The organism is Massilia sp. TSP1-1-2 (assembly GCF_049896185.1).
In the GTDB taxonomy this organism is placed as follows: Bacteria; Pseudomonadota; Gammaproteobacteria; order Burkholderiales; family Burkholderiaceae_D; genus Telluria_A.
This window is the reverse complement of the sequence record NZ_JAFCTU010000011.1, coordinates 185,876-198,314: the sequence shown is the minus strand read 5'-3', so window position 1 is coordinate 198,314 and position 12,439 is coordinate 185,876. Positions and strand designations below refer to the sequence as shown.

Sequence of the window (12,439 nt, the reverse complement as noted above, 5' to 3'; positions counted from 1 at the left end):
GTCGACGTCGACGTGGAACGCGGCACGGTGCTGATCCGGCTCGGCAAGGGGAAGAAGGACCGGATGGTGCCGGTCGGCGCGCGGGCGCTGGCGTGGATTGCCAGGTATGCCGACGAGGTGCGCGCGGAACAGGTCGACGACGCGACGGCGCTGTTCCTGACCAGACAGGGCCTGCGGCTGACGGGAAAGCAGCTGTCCTGCATCGTCAAGAAAGCGATCGACGGGGCGAAGCTGGAGCGGGTGGCGGCCGGCGGGCCGCTGAACAGTTCGTGCCACCTGTTCCGCCACGCGTGTGCCACGCACATGCTGGAGAACGGGGCGGACATCCGATACATCCAGGCGCTACTGGGACACGCGGACCTTGGCACGACCGAGATCTACACGCGCGTGGCGATCATGAAGCTGAAGCAGGTGCACGAGGCGACGCATCCGGCGCGGCTGGGGCGTGGTGCTGACCAGGAGCGGTTGGACTGAACTTCGTTACGGCGTAACGATCCAACTCTGAACGGAAGAAGTCATGATGGCGAAGACAGCAGCGGAAAGGCAGGCGGCCTACCGCGCGCGCCGGCCGATGGCGGGCAGCAACGGCGAACGCAGGCTGAATACCTGGGTGAGCACCGGGACGCACCTTGCACTGGAGCGCATCGCGACGCGTGACGGTGTAACGCAGCGGCAGGTGCTGGAGCGACTGATCCGGGTCGAGGACGACCGGATCCTGGCCGGCATGGCGCCCGATACGCCGGAGTGGCTCGCTTACTTCTGCATCAAGTGATCGTTACGCCGTAACGATTGCGGTCGTGTTCGCTTAGCGGACGCGACCGTGGAAACCCGCTGTCCAGCCGCTGCGCGGTACCGCCAGCCGCGCCGCGGAAGGCAAGAGCCACGCTTGAATCGAGTCGGGTCAACAGCGCGCGCTCCCGCGCCTTGCAGGCGCTCTCGCTTGCCGCCGCGCTACGCCGTTAGCCAGTAACGGACAATGCAAGAGCACAGCCCCTCCGGGGTAAATCGCGCCGATGGCGCGCTTTAACATAACGGGCCATTCCGCAAAGCCGGCCCATTCGCTGCGCTGCGCTTCGCTCGGTGGCCCGGCCCCGCGCTGCGCCGGGCCCTGCGGGTTCGCGGAAAACCCGCTATGTCTTGCGCCCCTGCGGGACTGCCAAGCCATACGGTGCGCCCTGGGGCGCATGGCTCTGGTCAGGCGCACGGTGCGCGCTCCCTCGTCGCGTGCTGCCGCGCTTCGCCGTCAGTCAGGCCAGCCCCAATAACCGCAACTGCAGCACCTCCCAACCCATCAACTGCGCGCGCCTTCGGCGTCCCGGCTCATCTAATTAGCAGCTAAACAAGAAAAAGCCTTGCCTCGCGCGCGTGCGCGAGCCAGAATCGCGTCTAGGAAAAATTCGCTCTTTACCCACAATTCGCCAGCGGAAAACCGCCACAAGCCCTTGAATGGACTAAGGAAAACGGCCGCGCTTACGACAAGTGCACGTCGGGCGGCTCCTTCTTGAGCATTGATCCGGTGACGACCGATGCGAACACTGGTGGCAGTTTCAACCGATACGCCTATGCGGAAAACAACCCGTACAAATATATCGATCCAGATGGGCGCGACGCGAAAGAGCCGAGTGATCCTTGCGCTGGCCAGAGTCGGATGAACTGTGGGACTTTAGGGACCATCACCGTCGCGAGCGATCCTGGCACTACAAAAAATGGACGGGTCGGGGCAACTACGAGTACTCAGTCCGCTTTCGACCCATACGCGGTCCTGGATACAGCCGCGAATTTTTCAGGCGGCATGGGAGACACGCTTTCATTTGGGCTGACGTCTTATGTCAGGGACGAATTTTCGATCGGCTCAGTGGATCAGTCGGCGACGTCGTATCATGTTGGTGAAGGTGCCGGGGTTGTGGTGTCGACTGCCCTTGGCGGGGCAGCTGGCGCTCGTGCCGCTGGCGCTAAGGGCGCTGGGCTTGAGTTCTCTCACTGGATACCTAAGCGGCTCGGTGGTGGGAACAGCATACTAAACGGGAATTACGTATCAATAGTCAAGCATGCGCTATCGGATCCGTTTCGCTCCCGATTCATGCCGCGTGCTTGGAAGGCCGCGAATCCCATGCCGTCGATCGTTCTTCAGCAATTAAATCGCATACCTTATTTTTGGATAGGTACCGCAGCTGGTGCAGGAGCTGGCGCTGCGTCAGTCGGTTCCCATTAAATACATATGAGACTACATCCTTTTTTTAGAAATTTTTTCAAAGCTGGAAGTTCTAGCTTGAACGAATTTGAACGCGCCGTGTTAGCTTCCGTGCTGAGGGCGTTGCGCCCAGTAGAAGAGCAGAAACTGAGTAAACGGATTGGGGATATCAATCTTGTACAACGGTTGGATGGGGGGCGGGAGGTGAATTGTTATGCAATGCACGGTGGTAGCGCCATTTTTCCTGATGAAACGCGCTTGGATTCGTCTACAGGTGAGCGTTTGCTAGCGAAGTTGGCAATTAAAGGGCCGCCAGGTACAGAAAATTCGTGCTCCGTATGGCTAGTTGATGGGAATTTTTTCGCGCTCGAGTTCAAATCGCCCACAGAGCATGCTGAGGCGCTTGCAATTGCCAACATTCAAGTAGATATTCAGTCGGTGGGGTCTGCCCCTGCAAAGTGACCGGGAGGTGCCGGCACAGGGTCAGAGCCGACATTTGGACACGAGCTGATCGCTAACATATCCTTCTTCTAAAAACAAAAAAGCCACTCCCTCCGGTGCCCCGGATGCGAGTGGCTTTCTTCTTAGCGGCTAAGGAAATGCGCCTTTGCGTTGGCCTGGGCCAGCACCGTTTCCAGCATCTCCATCACGAATTTCTGTTTCTGCTTGGGCAGCTCGCCGATGCGCTCGATGCTGCGCTCGAGCTGTGACATCGGCCCGCGCTTGCCGCGGCCGGGGAACAGCACAGGGTCAGTGCCGCCATTCGGACACAAGCTGATCGGTAAGTTCTTCTTCTAAAACAAAAAAGCCACTCCCTCCGGTGCCCCGGCTGCGAGTGGCTTTCTCTTTAGCGTCTAAGGAAAATGCGGCAATGCGTTGGCCTGGGCTAGCACCGTTTCCAGCATCTCCATCACGAATTTCTGCTTTTGCTTGGGCAGCTCGCCGATGCGCTCGATGCTGCGTTCGAGCAGTGACATCTGCCCACGCTTGCCGCGGCCGGCGCGGCCGGTTTCTCCGAACAATTCCTCCATCGGCACCTGCAGCAGGCGCGCCACCACCGGCAGCGCTGACACCGGTATGGGCCGGCGTCCGACCGCGTAGGCCGGAACTAAGAGGGTCACGGAACTAAGAGGGTCAGATCTCCCATTACGAAACGAGCGCATTTGTCATGACGCTCCGCCCCTGTTCGGCGCGATTCTTGGATTATGTCGCTCTTTTTACAACTACCTCATGCACGAGAACGATCTAATTCTGTTGCATTGCTTTGCCCGGAGCTTTTCGGGATCAGGCGGTAGAAGGTCGGATAAGAGGCAGCGCAATTCGATATGCTTTAACGCGACGCATGTCGGATTGCGCTGGCGCTTATCCGACCTACCCTCCTCACTGCAGCACGTTGACACCAGCGGCAGCGCCGTCGTCTCCTTGAGCGTTACCCCCTTGTTCGCGAAAACGATGTAAGGGCTATTCCGCCAGCAGCCTCTCAATGTCGCCCACCAGCTCTTCCGGCGCGGTCGACGGCGCGTAGCGCTTGTACACACTGCCATCTTTCTTAATCAGGAACTTGGTGAAGTTCCACTTGATGGCCTCCGTTCCCAGTAAACCCGGCGCAGCCTTTTTCAGGTGCTGGAACAAGGGATGCGCACCCGCACCGTTCACCTCAACCTTGGCGAACAAGGGAAACGTGACGCCAAAATTCTTTTCGCAAAACGCGCCGATCTCCGCTTCGCCTTCCGGCTCTTGCCCGCCAAACTGGTTGCACGGAAAACCGAGCACCACCGCGCCCTTGTCCTTGAACTGCTCGTACACTGTTTCGAGCCCCTTGTACTGCGGTGTGAAGCCGCACTTGCTGGCGGTGTTGACGATCAATAGCACCTGGCCCTTGTACTGGGACAGGTCCACCGCGTCGCCGGAAATAGCTTCTGCCTTGAAGTCGAATGTGCTCATCAGACGATCCCTAAATGTTCCGTGCCTGCCGACAGGTCGCGGTTTTTCGCGTCCTTGCCTTTGAGTTTAATCGAAAGGCGCAAGTCGTTCACGGAGTCCGCATTGCGCAGCGCGTCTTCGTAGCTGATCAGGTCAGACTCGTACAGGTCGAACAGCGCCTGGTCGAACGTCTGCATGCCCAGCTCGCGCGATTTTTTCATGATCTCCTTGATCTCATGCACATTGCCCTTGAAGATCAGGTCGGAAATGAGCGGCGAATTGAGCATGATCTCGATCGCCACGCAGCGGCCCTTGCTCTCCTTGAGCGGAATGAGGCGCTGCGACACCAGCCCTTTGAGGTTCAGCGACAAGTCCATCAGCAGTTGCTGGCGGCGCTCTTCGGGGAAGAAGTTGATGATGCGGTCGAGCGCCTGGTTCGCGCTGTTCGCGTGCAGCGTGGCCAGGCACAGGTGGCCCGTTTCGGCAAACGCGATGGCGTGCTCCATGGTCTCGCGCTCGCGGATCTCGCCGATCTGGATCACGTCCGGCGCCTGGCGCAGCGAGTTTTTCAGCGCCGCCTCGAACGACTCGGTGTCCACCCCCACTTCGCGCTGCGTGATCACGCAGTTGCGGTGCGGGTGCACATACTCGACCGGGTCTTCGATGGTGATGATGTGGCCGTAGCTGTTTTCGTTGCGGTAGCCGACCATGGCGGCCAGCGTCGTCGATTTGCCGGAACCGGTCGCGCCCACCATGATGACCAAGCCGCGCTTGGTCATCACGATATCCTTGAGCACCTCGGGCAGGCGCAGGTCGTCAAGCTTGGGAATGGTGGTGGTAATCGTGCGCAGCACCATGCCCACATATCCCATTTGCACGAAGGCCGATACGCGAAAGCGTCCCAGATCGCCCGGGCTGATCGCGAAATTCGATTCCTTGGTCAGCTCGAAGCCGGCGGTCTGCTTGTCGTTCATGATCGAACGCGCCAAATCAGAGGTGTGGGAGGGCGTCAGGGCCTGGCTCGACACCGGCGTCATTTTGCCGTCGATCTTGATCGCCGGCGGAAAACCTGCCGTGATGAACAGGTCGGAGCCGCCCTTGCTGGTCATCAGACGCAGCAAGTCGAACATGAATTTTGAAGCCTGGTCGCGTTCCATTGTAGTGAGGATCCTGTATTAGCTTAGCCGGGGAAGTTGTCGGGAATCTTGGCAGCGCTGCGCGCAGCCGACGCCGAGATGATATTGCGCCGCACCAGGTCCGTCAGGTTCTGGTCCAGCGTCTGCATGCCCACGTTGCTGCCGGTCTGGATCGCCGAATACATCTGTGCGATCTTCGACTCGCGAATCAGGTTGCGAATGGCCGGCGTGCCGATCATGATTTCGTGCGCGGCCACGCGGCCGCTGCCATCCTTGGTCTTGAGCAGGGTCTGCGAGACGACCGCCTGCAGCGACTCGGACAACATGGCGCGCACCATTTCCTTTTCGTCCGCCGGGAACACGTCGACAATCCGGTCGATCGTCTTGGCGGCCGACGAGGTGTGCAGCGTGCCGAACACCAGGTGGCCCGTCTCGGCAGCCGACAGCGCCAGGCGGATGGTCTCCAGGTCGCGCAGCTCGCCCACCAAAATGCAGTCCGGGTCTTCGCGCAGCGCCGAGCGCAGTGCATTATTGAACGAGAGCGTGTGCGGTCCCACTTCGCGCTGGTTGATCAAACACTTTTTCGAGTCGTGCACGAATTCGATCGGGTCTTCAATGGTGAGGATGTGGCCATACTCGTTTTCATTGAGGTGGTTGACCATCGCCGCCAGCGTGGTCGACTTGCCCGAACCGGTCGGGCCGGTCACCAGCACCAGGCCGCGCGGCTTCATCGCCAGGTCGGCGAAAATTTTAGGCGCGTTCAAGTCTTCCAGGCTCAGAATTTTCGAGGGAATCGTCCGCAGCACGGCAGCCGCCCCGCGCTCCTGGTTAAAGGCGTTGACGCGAAAGCGCGCCAGGCCCGGAATGGCGAACGAAAAGTCGACCTCCAGCACTTCTTCGTAGGCCTTGCGCTGGCCGTCATTCATGATGTCATAGATCATGCCGTGCACATCCTTGTGCTCGAGCGCAGGCAGGTTAATCCGGCGCACGTCGCCGTGCACCCGGATCATCGGCGGCAGGCCGGACGAAAGGTGCAAGTCGGAAGCCTTGTTCTTGACGGAGAATGCGAGTAATTCGGAGATGTCCATTTATAATCCCTGTGCCGTGAATGGGCGCATGCCGACATGTATGCGCATTTTGCAAATGTCCTGCATGAATTGCCCGCTGAAAATGATTATGTCCACAATCGCCCACAACATGCAAGCTGTCGATGCGAGTATTCTCGCCGCCGCCGGTGCCGCCGGCCGCGCCCGCGCCGATGTGCAGTTGCTCGCCGTTTCAAAAACCTTCCCTGCCGACGCCGTGCTCGAAGCAATCGCCGCCGGCCAATCTGCGTTTGGCGAGAATTACTTGCAAGAAGCGCTAGATAAAATCGCCGCCGTGGCGCAAGCTTTGCCGGGCCGTTCGGTCGAGTGGCATTTCATTGGCCCCATACAGAGCAACAAAACACGCCCGATCGCCGCCAGTTTCGACTGGGTGCATACGGTCGAGCGCCTCAAGATCGCGCAGCGCCTGTCCGAACAGCGCCCGCCGGAACTGGCCCCGCTCAATATTTGCCTACAAGTTAACATCAGTGGTGAAGCAAGCAAGAGTGGCGTCGCGCCCGAAGAATTGCTTGAACTTGCGCAGCATGTGGCACAGCTACCACGCTTGCGCCTGCGCGGGCTGATGGCGATCCCGGAACCGGAGAGCGACGTTGCCAAACAGCGCGCCGTGTTTGCGCGCGTGCGCCAGCTGGCCGCTGCGCTTGGAGCCAAGGGCATCGCGCTCGATACGCTCTCGATGGGCATGTCGGCCGACCTGGGCGCGGCCGTGGCCGAGGGCGCGACCATCGTGCGCGTAGGCAGCGCCATTTTTGGTTCGCGCAAATACGAGTGATTCAACTAAAGGATAAGGAATGAAAATTGCATTTATTGGCGGCGGAAATATGGCCAGCGCCCTGATCGCGGGACTGGCGGGCAAGCTGGCGAAAGGCGGCGACATCCATGTCGTCGATCCGAATGCCGATGCGCTGGCGCGCATGGGCGAGCAGCATGGCGTGACGACCTCCTTGACCATTGACAGCGCGCTGGCCGCCAGCGACGTGATCGTACTGGCCGTCAAACCGCAGCAGATGCGCGAGGTCGCCGCTGCCCTGCAACCGCACGTGGGCGCCTCGCAGCCTTTGATCTTGTCGATCGCAGCGGGCATTCGCGGCGCCGACCTGGCGCGCTGGCTGGGCGGCTACGGCAAGATCGTGCGCACCATGCCCAACACGCCGGCGCTGATCGGGCTGGGGATTACCGGCATGGTGGCGATGGATGGCGTGAGCGCGCCGCAAAAGGCCGCTGCCGACAGCATCATGAAGGCCGTGGGACAGACCGTGTGGCTGGACGACGAGGCGCAGATCGATCCGGTGACGGCGGTGTCGGGCAGCGGTCCGGCGTATGTGTTTTATTTTATCGAGGCGATGCAGCAGGCGGCGATCGAGATGGGTCTCTCGCGCGAGCAGGGCAGGGAGCTGGCGCTGGCCACGTTTGTGGGCGCCGCGCAGCTGGCGGCGCAGTCGGACGACGCGGTGCCGGTGCTGCGCGAGAAGGTGACGTCAAAGGGCGGGACGACCTACGCGGCGATCAGCAGCATGGAAGCGAGCGGCGTGAAGGAGAAGATCATCGAGGCGATGAAGGCCGCTGCGGCGCGCGGGCGTGAGTTGGGTGACGAAATGGGACGGGACTAGAGCACGGCATTGCGTCACTCGAAAACGCAATCATATCGTCTTCGCGAATGGGTGCCGCGTAGGTCGGATAAGCGAAGCGCAATCCGACAGGCGTCAACGTGACGCATGTCGGATAAGGGGGCCGCCCAGGCCATCCGCTTATCCGACCTACGGTGTCGCGAGGACGATGCCGGCAGCTTACTTGGCCCGGTTGCGCAGCATCGTGATGCCGGTCTTGGCCAGCTTGAAAACCGACAGCGCGGTGGTTACCAGCGGCATGAAGCGCCCCGGTTTTGCGGCAATCAAGCCCATCAGCACGCCGGCGATCGCCAGCGGCCCCTTGAGGTTGCCGCTAGTGAGCGACTGCAAGATGCCCCCGCCCGTCAACATGCTGGGCGCGCCGATCATGCTGATCTCGCGTCCAATCTGCATGCGCTGGGCCGAGCACTCGGCAATCAGCACTTCACGGCGCGCCGAGCGCGCCGCTTTCGAGTTCTCATGCTTCATGTTTGTGCCCCGCGTTCCGGAAGAAATTGACATCCTTGTTCAGCTCGGCCACCGTGGCCGCCAGCATGCGCGGACGCGTCCGGAATGCCGTGCGCAGCTTCAGGCCCACCATGGTGCCGGCCACGGCAAACAGCGCGGCCAGCGCCAGCGCCGCCTGCAGCCGGTAAGTGTCCCAGAACACCAGGATGATGGTCAGGGAGACGAGCACCAAGGCGATCCCCAGCAGGATGAGCGAGAGCAAAGCGAGCGCGAAATACCCGAGCAGCCGCTGCGACTCCTCTTCGACTTCGAGCGCGGCCAGTTCCAGCCGCGTCTCGACCATGGCGAGCATCGTGCCGCCGATCCGTCCTACTGTTTCGATGATCGCCATGGCGTCTTATCTCCGCGCGATCAGCATGCCGATCAAGATGCCGGCGGCGGCGCCCACGCCGACCGCTTTCCATGGGTTTTCGGTGACGAAGACGTCGGTCGCCTTGGCCGCGTCCTTGGTGCGCTGGACCACGGTTTCTTCGATGCGGATCAGGTCAGCCTTGGCGCCGGACAGCGTGCGCTCGAACTTGGCGCGGGCCGAAGCCAGCTCGTCGCCGGTCATCTGGCTGCCGTTGCGCAGCCATGATTCAGCATCCTGGATCACCGATTTCAGATCGCTCATCAGTTGGTCGCGGGCGCCGGTTTTGGTTGGAATGGATTCGATCATTTGTTATTACCTCACGATAGTGTTGAAAGGGATGCGCTACATTTGCCGTCCGTGCTACAAGGACAACATTATCCAAAAGCGTAGTCTACCGCGACACCGGCAAAAAGGGCCGCACCCAACCAATTGTTGTGGCGAAATGCATAAAAACAGCGCATCCGGTCGCGGTCGCGGATCAAGGTGTAGTGGAAAAGCGCGATGGCGCCGGCCACGCCAACGCCGGCGGCGAACCAGTAGCGCAGCCCAACGAGCCAGCCGCATACCAAAATGATCGCCAGCGCCGCCCCATAGCACAGCATCACGGCGGCCACGTCGAAGCGTCCGAAAGTGATGGCCGAGGTGCGAATGCCAATCTTGAGGTCGTCGTCGCGGTCAACCATCGCGTATTCAGTGTCGTAGGCAATTGCCCAAAAAACGTTTGCAGCCAGCAGCCACCAGGCCAGCGCCGACACATCGTTTTGCACGGCGGCAAACGCCATCGGAATGCCGAAGCCAAAGGCGATGCCAAGATACGCCTGCGGAATGGCAAAGAAGCGCTTGAAGTACGGATAGGTGCCGGCAATGATCACGGCGGCGATCGACATTTGCCGGGTCAATGTATTGAGCGGCAAAATCAGCGCGAAGGCCAGCACGGCCAACAAGGCGGCCACGGCCACCGCTTCCCAGCTCTTGATGCGCCCGCTGGTCAAGGGCCGCTCGGCGGTGCGCTTGACGTGCTTGTCGATGTCGCGGTCGGCAAAGTCGTTGATCGCGCAGCCGGCCGAACGCATCAGCACGGTGCCAAGCGTAAAGATGCCGAGAATGCGCCAGTCTGGCGGGCCGCCGGAGGCGATCCACAAGGCGATCAGCGTCGGCCACAGCAGCAGCAAAATGCCGATCGGTTTGTCGAGCCGCACCAGGCGGAAATACAGGGACAAGCGGTTTATCGCGCCGGCAAAAACGGTCACGCGGCTTCTTCCAGTGCCAGCATCTCGACGCCCGGCAACGCGCACGCGGCCACGGCGGCGCAGATGGCCTCGATGGCGGTGCGCCGCGTAAAGCTCTTGCGCCATACAATGACCACCCGGCGCGACGGCACCGGGGCGTCGAATGGTACGAAGGCGAGCATGCCGTCGCGGGTGCCCATGTCCGGCACTGAGGCGCGCGGCAGCACCGTCAGGCCGATGCCGCTGGCGACCATGTGGCGGATGGTTTCCAGGGATGAACCTTCGAAGGTGCGCTGCATGCCGTTGCCGGGCGACGAAAAGCGCGCCATTTCCGGGCACACCTCGAGCACCTGGTCGCGAAAGCAGTGGCCGTTGCCCAGCAAGAGCATGGTTTCCGACTTTAAGTCTTGGGCCGAGATGCTTTTGCGCTTGGCCCATGGATGGGTGCGCGGCATGGCCACCACGAACGGCTCGTCATACAGGGTTTGCATCGACATGCCGTGCTCGGGCAGCGGCAGCGCCATGATGGCCGCGTCCAGTTCGCCCTGGCGCAGCAGTTCCAGCAGCCGGACAGTGAAATTTTCTTGCAGGATCAAGGGCATCTGCGGCACGCGCTCGATGATGGTCTTGACCAGCGGCGGCAGCAAATAGGGGCCGATGGTGTAGATCACGCCCAGGCGCAGCGGCCCGGCCAGCGGATCCTTGTTTTGCTTGGCCAGTTCCTTGATTGCGGCGGTCTGTTCCAGCACCCGCTCGGCCTGTGCGATGATTTGCGCGCCCAGCGGCGTGACGGAGATTTCCGCGCCGCCGCGCTCGAACAGCACCACGCCCAGTTCGTCCTCGAGCTTTTTGATGGCGACCGAGAGGGTGGGCTGGGCGACATAGCACGCTTCAGCGGCGTGCCCGAAATGTTTCGCACGCGCTACGGCAACGATATATTTCAGTTCGGTCAGAGTCATAGAGGCTTTTGAGTGATTGCGGGGACAATTTCCGTGGATAACCTGACACAGAGTTGCAAATCAGTCAGCAAAGAATTTATATTCTACCGGAATGCAGTCGATATAATTGGAAGGCACCCGGGACGCACCCGCATTATCGACCAGAACGTACGCAGAAAGGCACGCATGTCCACGACCTTTGGCCCGGCCGAAGCACAGGCTTATATTCACAAGCTGCTCACCGTCATGCACCATCAGGGTGGCTCGGATCTGTTCATCTCGGCCGACTTTCCGCCTTCCATGAAGTACCAGGGCGCAATGAAGCCCATGAGCCAGCAAAAGCTGACCGGCGACGTCACGCGCGCGCTGGCGCTGTCGTTGATGAACGAAAAACAGACCCGCGAATTTGAAGCCGACATGGAAAGCAATTTCGCCATTTCGCTGCCGAATGTGTGCCGCTTCCGCGTCAATGTGTATGTGCAGCAGCAGGCGGTGGCGATGGTGGTGCGGACGATTGCTTCCGAGATACCCAACTTTGAAAAGCTCGACCTGCCCGATGTGCTGAAAGACGTCATCATGACCAAGCGTGGTCTGGTGCTGGTGGTGGGCGGCACGGGCTCAGGCAAGTCGACCACGCTGGCGGCGATGATCGATTACCGCAACGCCAACTCGGCCGGGCACATCATCACGGTCGAAGACCCGGTTGAATACGTTCACAAGAACAAGAGTTGCCTGATCACGCACCGTGAAGTTGGCGTGGACACGCTGTCCTGGCACAACGCGCTGAAAAACACCTTGCGCCAGGCGCCGGATGTAATCCTGATTGGCGAAATCCGCGACACCGAAACCATGGAGCATGCCATTGCATTCGCCGAGACGGGCCATTTGTGCCTGGGCACGCTGCACGCGAACAACTCGAACCAGACCATGGACCGGATCATCAACTTTTTCCCCGAAGAGCGGCGCAACCAGCTGCTGATGGACTTGTCGTCGAACCTGCGCGCGATCGTCTCGCAGCGCCTGGTGCGCACCGAGGACGGCAAGGGGCGCAAGGCCGCCATTGAGATTTTGCTCAACACGGCCACGATTGCCGAGATGATCTTGAAGGGGAACTTCCAGGCCATCAAGGAGATCATGCACAAGTCGCGCGAGCTGGGCATGTGCACCTTCGACCAGGCGCTCTACGAGCTGTATAACAAGGGCGATATCGGCTACGACGAAGCGATCCGCAATGCCGACTCGGCCAACGGCTTGCGCCTGCAGATCAAGCTGCGCGGCGAGCGCAAGGAACCCGGCGCGCTGGGCGCGGCGGTCACCTCGGCCGACTTGTCGATGGCCATCGACGAGGAGCCGGAAGAAGAAGAGCCGGGCAAATAAGCCACCCCGCGCGACCATCGCTTGCGGCAAAGGCTGCAAGTGTGGCGCGCAC

General features: G+C 60.8%; 16 protein-coding genes and 1 pseudogene. 7 read left to right on the top strand and 10 right to left on the bottom strand.

Annotated features, from left to right (window positions below; genetic code table 11):
- The 4 genes and pseudogenes from ACP7BV_RS12310 to ACP7BV_RS12295 form a co-directional block, all read left to right on the top strand.
- Positions 1-474 (top strand): tyrosine-type recombinase/integrase (locus ACP7BV_RS12310; RefSeq protein ID WP_426104107.1); only part of this gene is annotated, 474 nt, incomplete at its 5' end.
- A 43-nt stretch (positions 475-517) separates the two neighbouring features.
- Positions 518-772, top strand: coding sequence for a hypothetical protein (locus tag ACP7BV_RS12305; RefSeq protein WP_426104106.1), 255 nt, complete (start codon positions 518-520; stop codon positions 770-772).
- Positions 773-1,453: 681 nt separating this feature from the next.
- Positions 1,454-2,212, top strand: a pseudogene (locus tag ACP7BV_RS12300) (RHS repeat-associated core domain-containing protein); the annotation flags it as partial.
- Between the two features lie 57 nt (positions 2,213-2,269).
- The gene (locus tag ACP7BV_RS12295) at positions 2,270-2,653 is read left to right on the top strand and encodes a hypothetical protein (protein ID WP_426104105.1); all 384 of its coding nucleotides are present in this window, start codon (positions 2,270-2,272) and stop codon (positions 2,651-2,653) included.
- 122 nt (positions 2,654-2,775) lie between these two features.
- Here ACP7BV_RS12295 and ACP7BV_RS12290 read toward each other — a convergent pair whose 3' ends face one another.
- The 5 genes from ACP7BV_RS12290 to ACP7BV_RS12270 all read right to left on the bottom strand — a co-directional run bounded on the left by ACP7BV_RS12290 (position 2,776) and on the right by ACP7BV_RS12270 (position 6,338).
- Positions 2,776-2,904, bottom strand: a complete 129-nt coding sequence (locus tag ACP7BV_RS12290; RefSeq protein ID WP_426104104.1) for a hypothetical protein — start codon at positions 2,902-2,904, stop codon at positions 2,776-2,778.
- 141 nt (positions 2,905-3,045) lie between these two features.
- Positions 3,046-3,312: a hypothetical protein gene (locus ACP7BV_RS12285; RefSeq protein ID WP_426104103.1), complete on the bottom strand. Its 267-nt coding sequence runs from the start codon at positions 3,310-3,312 to the stop codon at positions 3,046-3,048.
- A gap of 340 nt (positions 3,313-3,652) precedes the next feature.
- Entirely contained in the window at positions 3,653-4,135 is a 483-nt protein-coding gene (locus ACP7BV_RS12280; protein ID WP_426104102.1) for a glutathione peroxidase, read from the bottom strand.
- Positions 4,135-5,271: a PilT/PilU family type 4a pilus ATPase gene (locus ACP7BV_RS12275; protein WP_426104101.1), complete on the bottom strand. Its 1,137-nt coding sequence runs from the start codon at positions 5,269-5,271 to the stop codon at positions 4,135-4,137. The genes ACP7BV_RS12280 and ACP7BV_RS12275 overlap by 1 nt, the downstream gene beginning before the upstream one ends.
- 23 nt (positions 5,272-5,294) lie before the next feature.
- A complete protein-coding gene (locus ACP7BV_RS12270; RefSeq protein ID WP_426104100.1) occupies positions 5,295-6,338 on the bottom strand; it encodes a type IV pilus twitching motility protein PilT in 1,044 nt (347 codons plus the stop codon).
- A gap of 88 nt (positions 6,339-6,426) precedes the next feature.
- On the opposite strand from ACP7BV_RS12270, the gene ACP7BV_RS12265 reads away from it, so the two are divergent.
- Positions 6,427-7,128, top strand: a complete 702-nt coding sequence (locus ACP7BV_RS12265; protein WP_426104099.1) for a YggS family pyridoxal phosphate-dependent enzyme — start codon at positions 6,427-6,429, stop codon at positions 7,126-7,128.
- Positions 7,129-7,147: 19 nt separating this feature from the next.
- Positions 7,148-7,966: a pyrroline-5-carboxylate reductase gene (gene proC / locus ACP7BV_RS12260; RefSeq protein WP_426104098.1), complete on the top strand. Its 819-nt coding sequence runs from the start codon at positions 7,148-7,150 to the stop codon at positions 7,964-7,966.
- A 177-nt stretch (positions 7,967-8,143) separates the two neighbouring features.
- Here the strand turns inward: proC and ACP7BV_RS12255 are convergent, their stop codons facing one another.
- The 5 genes from ACP7BV_RS12255 to ACP7BV_RS12235 all read right to left on the bottom strand — a co-directional run bounded on the left by ACP7BV_RS12255 (position 8,144) and on the right by ACP7BV_RS12235 (position 11,031).
- The gene (locus tag ACP7BV_RS12255) at positions 8,144-8,452 is read right to left on the bottom strand and encodes a hypothetical protein (protein ID WP_426104097.1); all 309 of its coding nucleotides are present in this window, start codon (positions 8,450-8,452) and stop codon (positions 8,144-8,146) included.
- Positions 8,442-8,822, bottom strand: coding sequence for a phage holin family protein (locus ACP7BV_RS12250; protein ID WP_426104096.1), 381 nt, complete (start codon positions 8,820-8,822; stop codon positions 8,442-8,444). The genes ACP7BV_RS12255 and ACP7BV_RS12250 overlap by 11 nt, the downstream gene beginning before the upstream one ends.
- 6 nt (positions 8,823-8,828) lie before the next feature.
- The gene (locus ACP7BV_RS12245; protein WP_426104095.1) at positions 8,829-9,149 is read right to left on the bottom strand and encodes a DUF883 family protein; all 321 of its coding nucleotides are present in this window, start codon (positions 9,147-9,149) and stop codon (positions 8,829-8,831) included.
- A 68-nt stretch (positions 9,150-9,217) separates the two neighbouring features.
- Positions 9,218-10,072 (bottom strand): 4-hydroxybenzoate octaprenyltransferase, encoded by an 855-nt coding sequence (ubiA, locus tag ACP7BV_RS12240; RefSeq protein WP_426104115.1) that lies wholly within the window; start codon positions 10,070-10,072, stop codon positions 9,218-9,220.
- A 17-nt stretch (positions 10,073-10,089) separates the two neighbouring features.
- Positions 10,090-11,031 carry a hydrogen peroxide-inducible genes activator gene (locus ACP7BV_RS12235; RefSeq protein WP_426104094.1) on the bottom strand — a complete coding sequence of 314 codons (942 nt, stop codon included), beginning with the start codon at positions 11,029-11,031 and terminating at the stop codon, positions 10,090-10,092.
- A 165-nt stretch (positions 11,032-11,196) separates the two neighbouring features.
- Here ACP7BV_RS12235 and ACP7BV_RS12230 point away from each other — a divergent pair, with 165 nt between their 5' ends.
- Positions 11,197-12,387, top strand: a complete 1,191-nt coding sequence (locus tag ACP7BV_RS12230) for a PilT/PilU family type 4a pilus ATPase (RefSeq protein ID WP_426104093.1) — start codon at positions 11,197-11,199, stop codon at positions 12,385-12,387.
- Positions 12,388-12,439 lie beyond the last annotated feature (52 nt).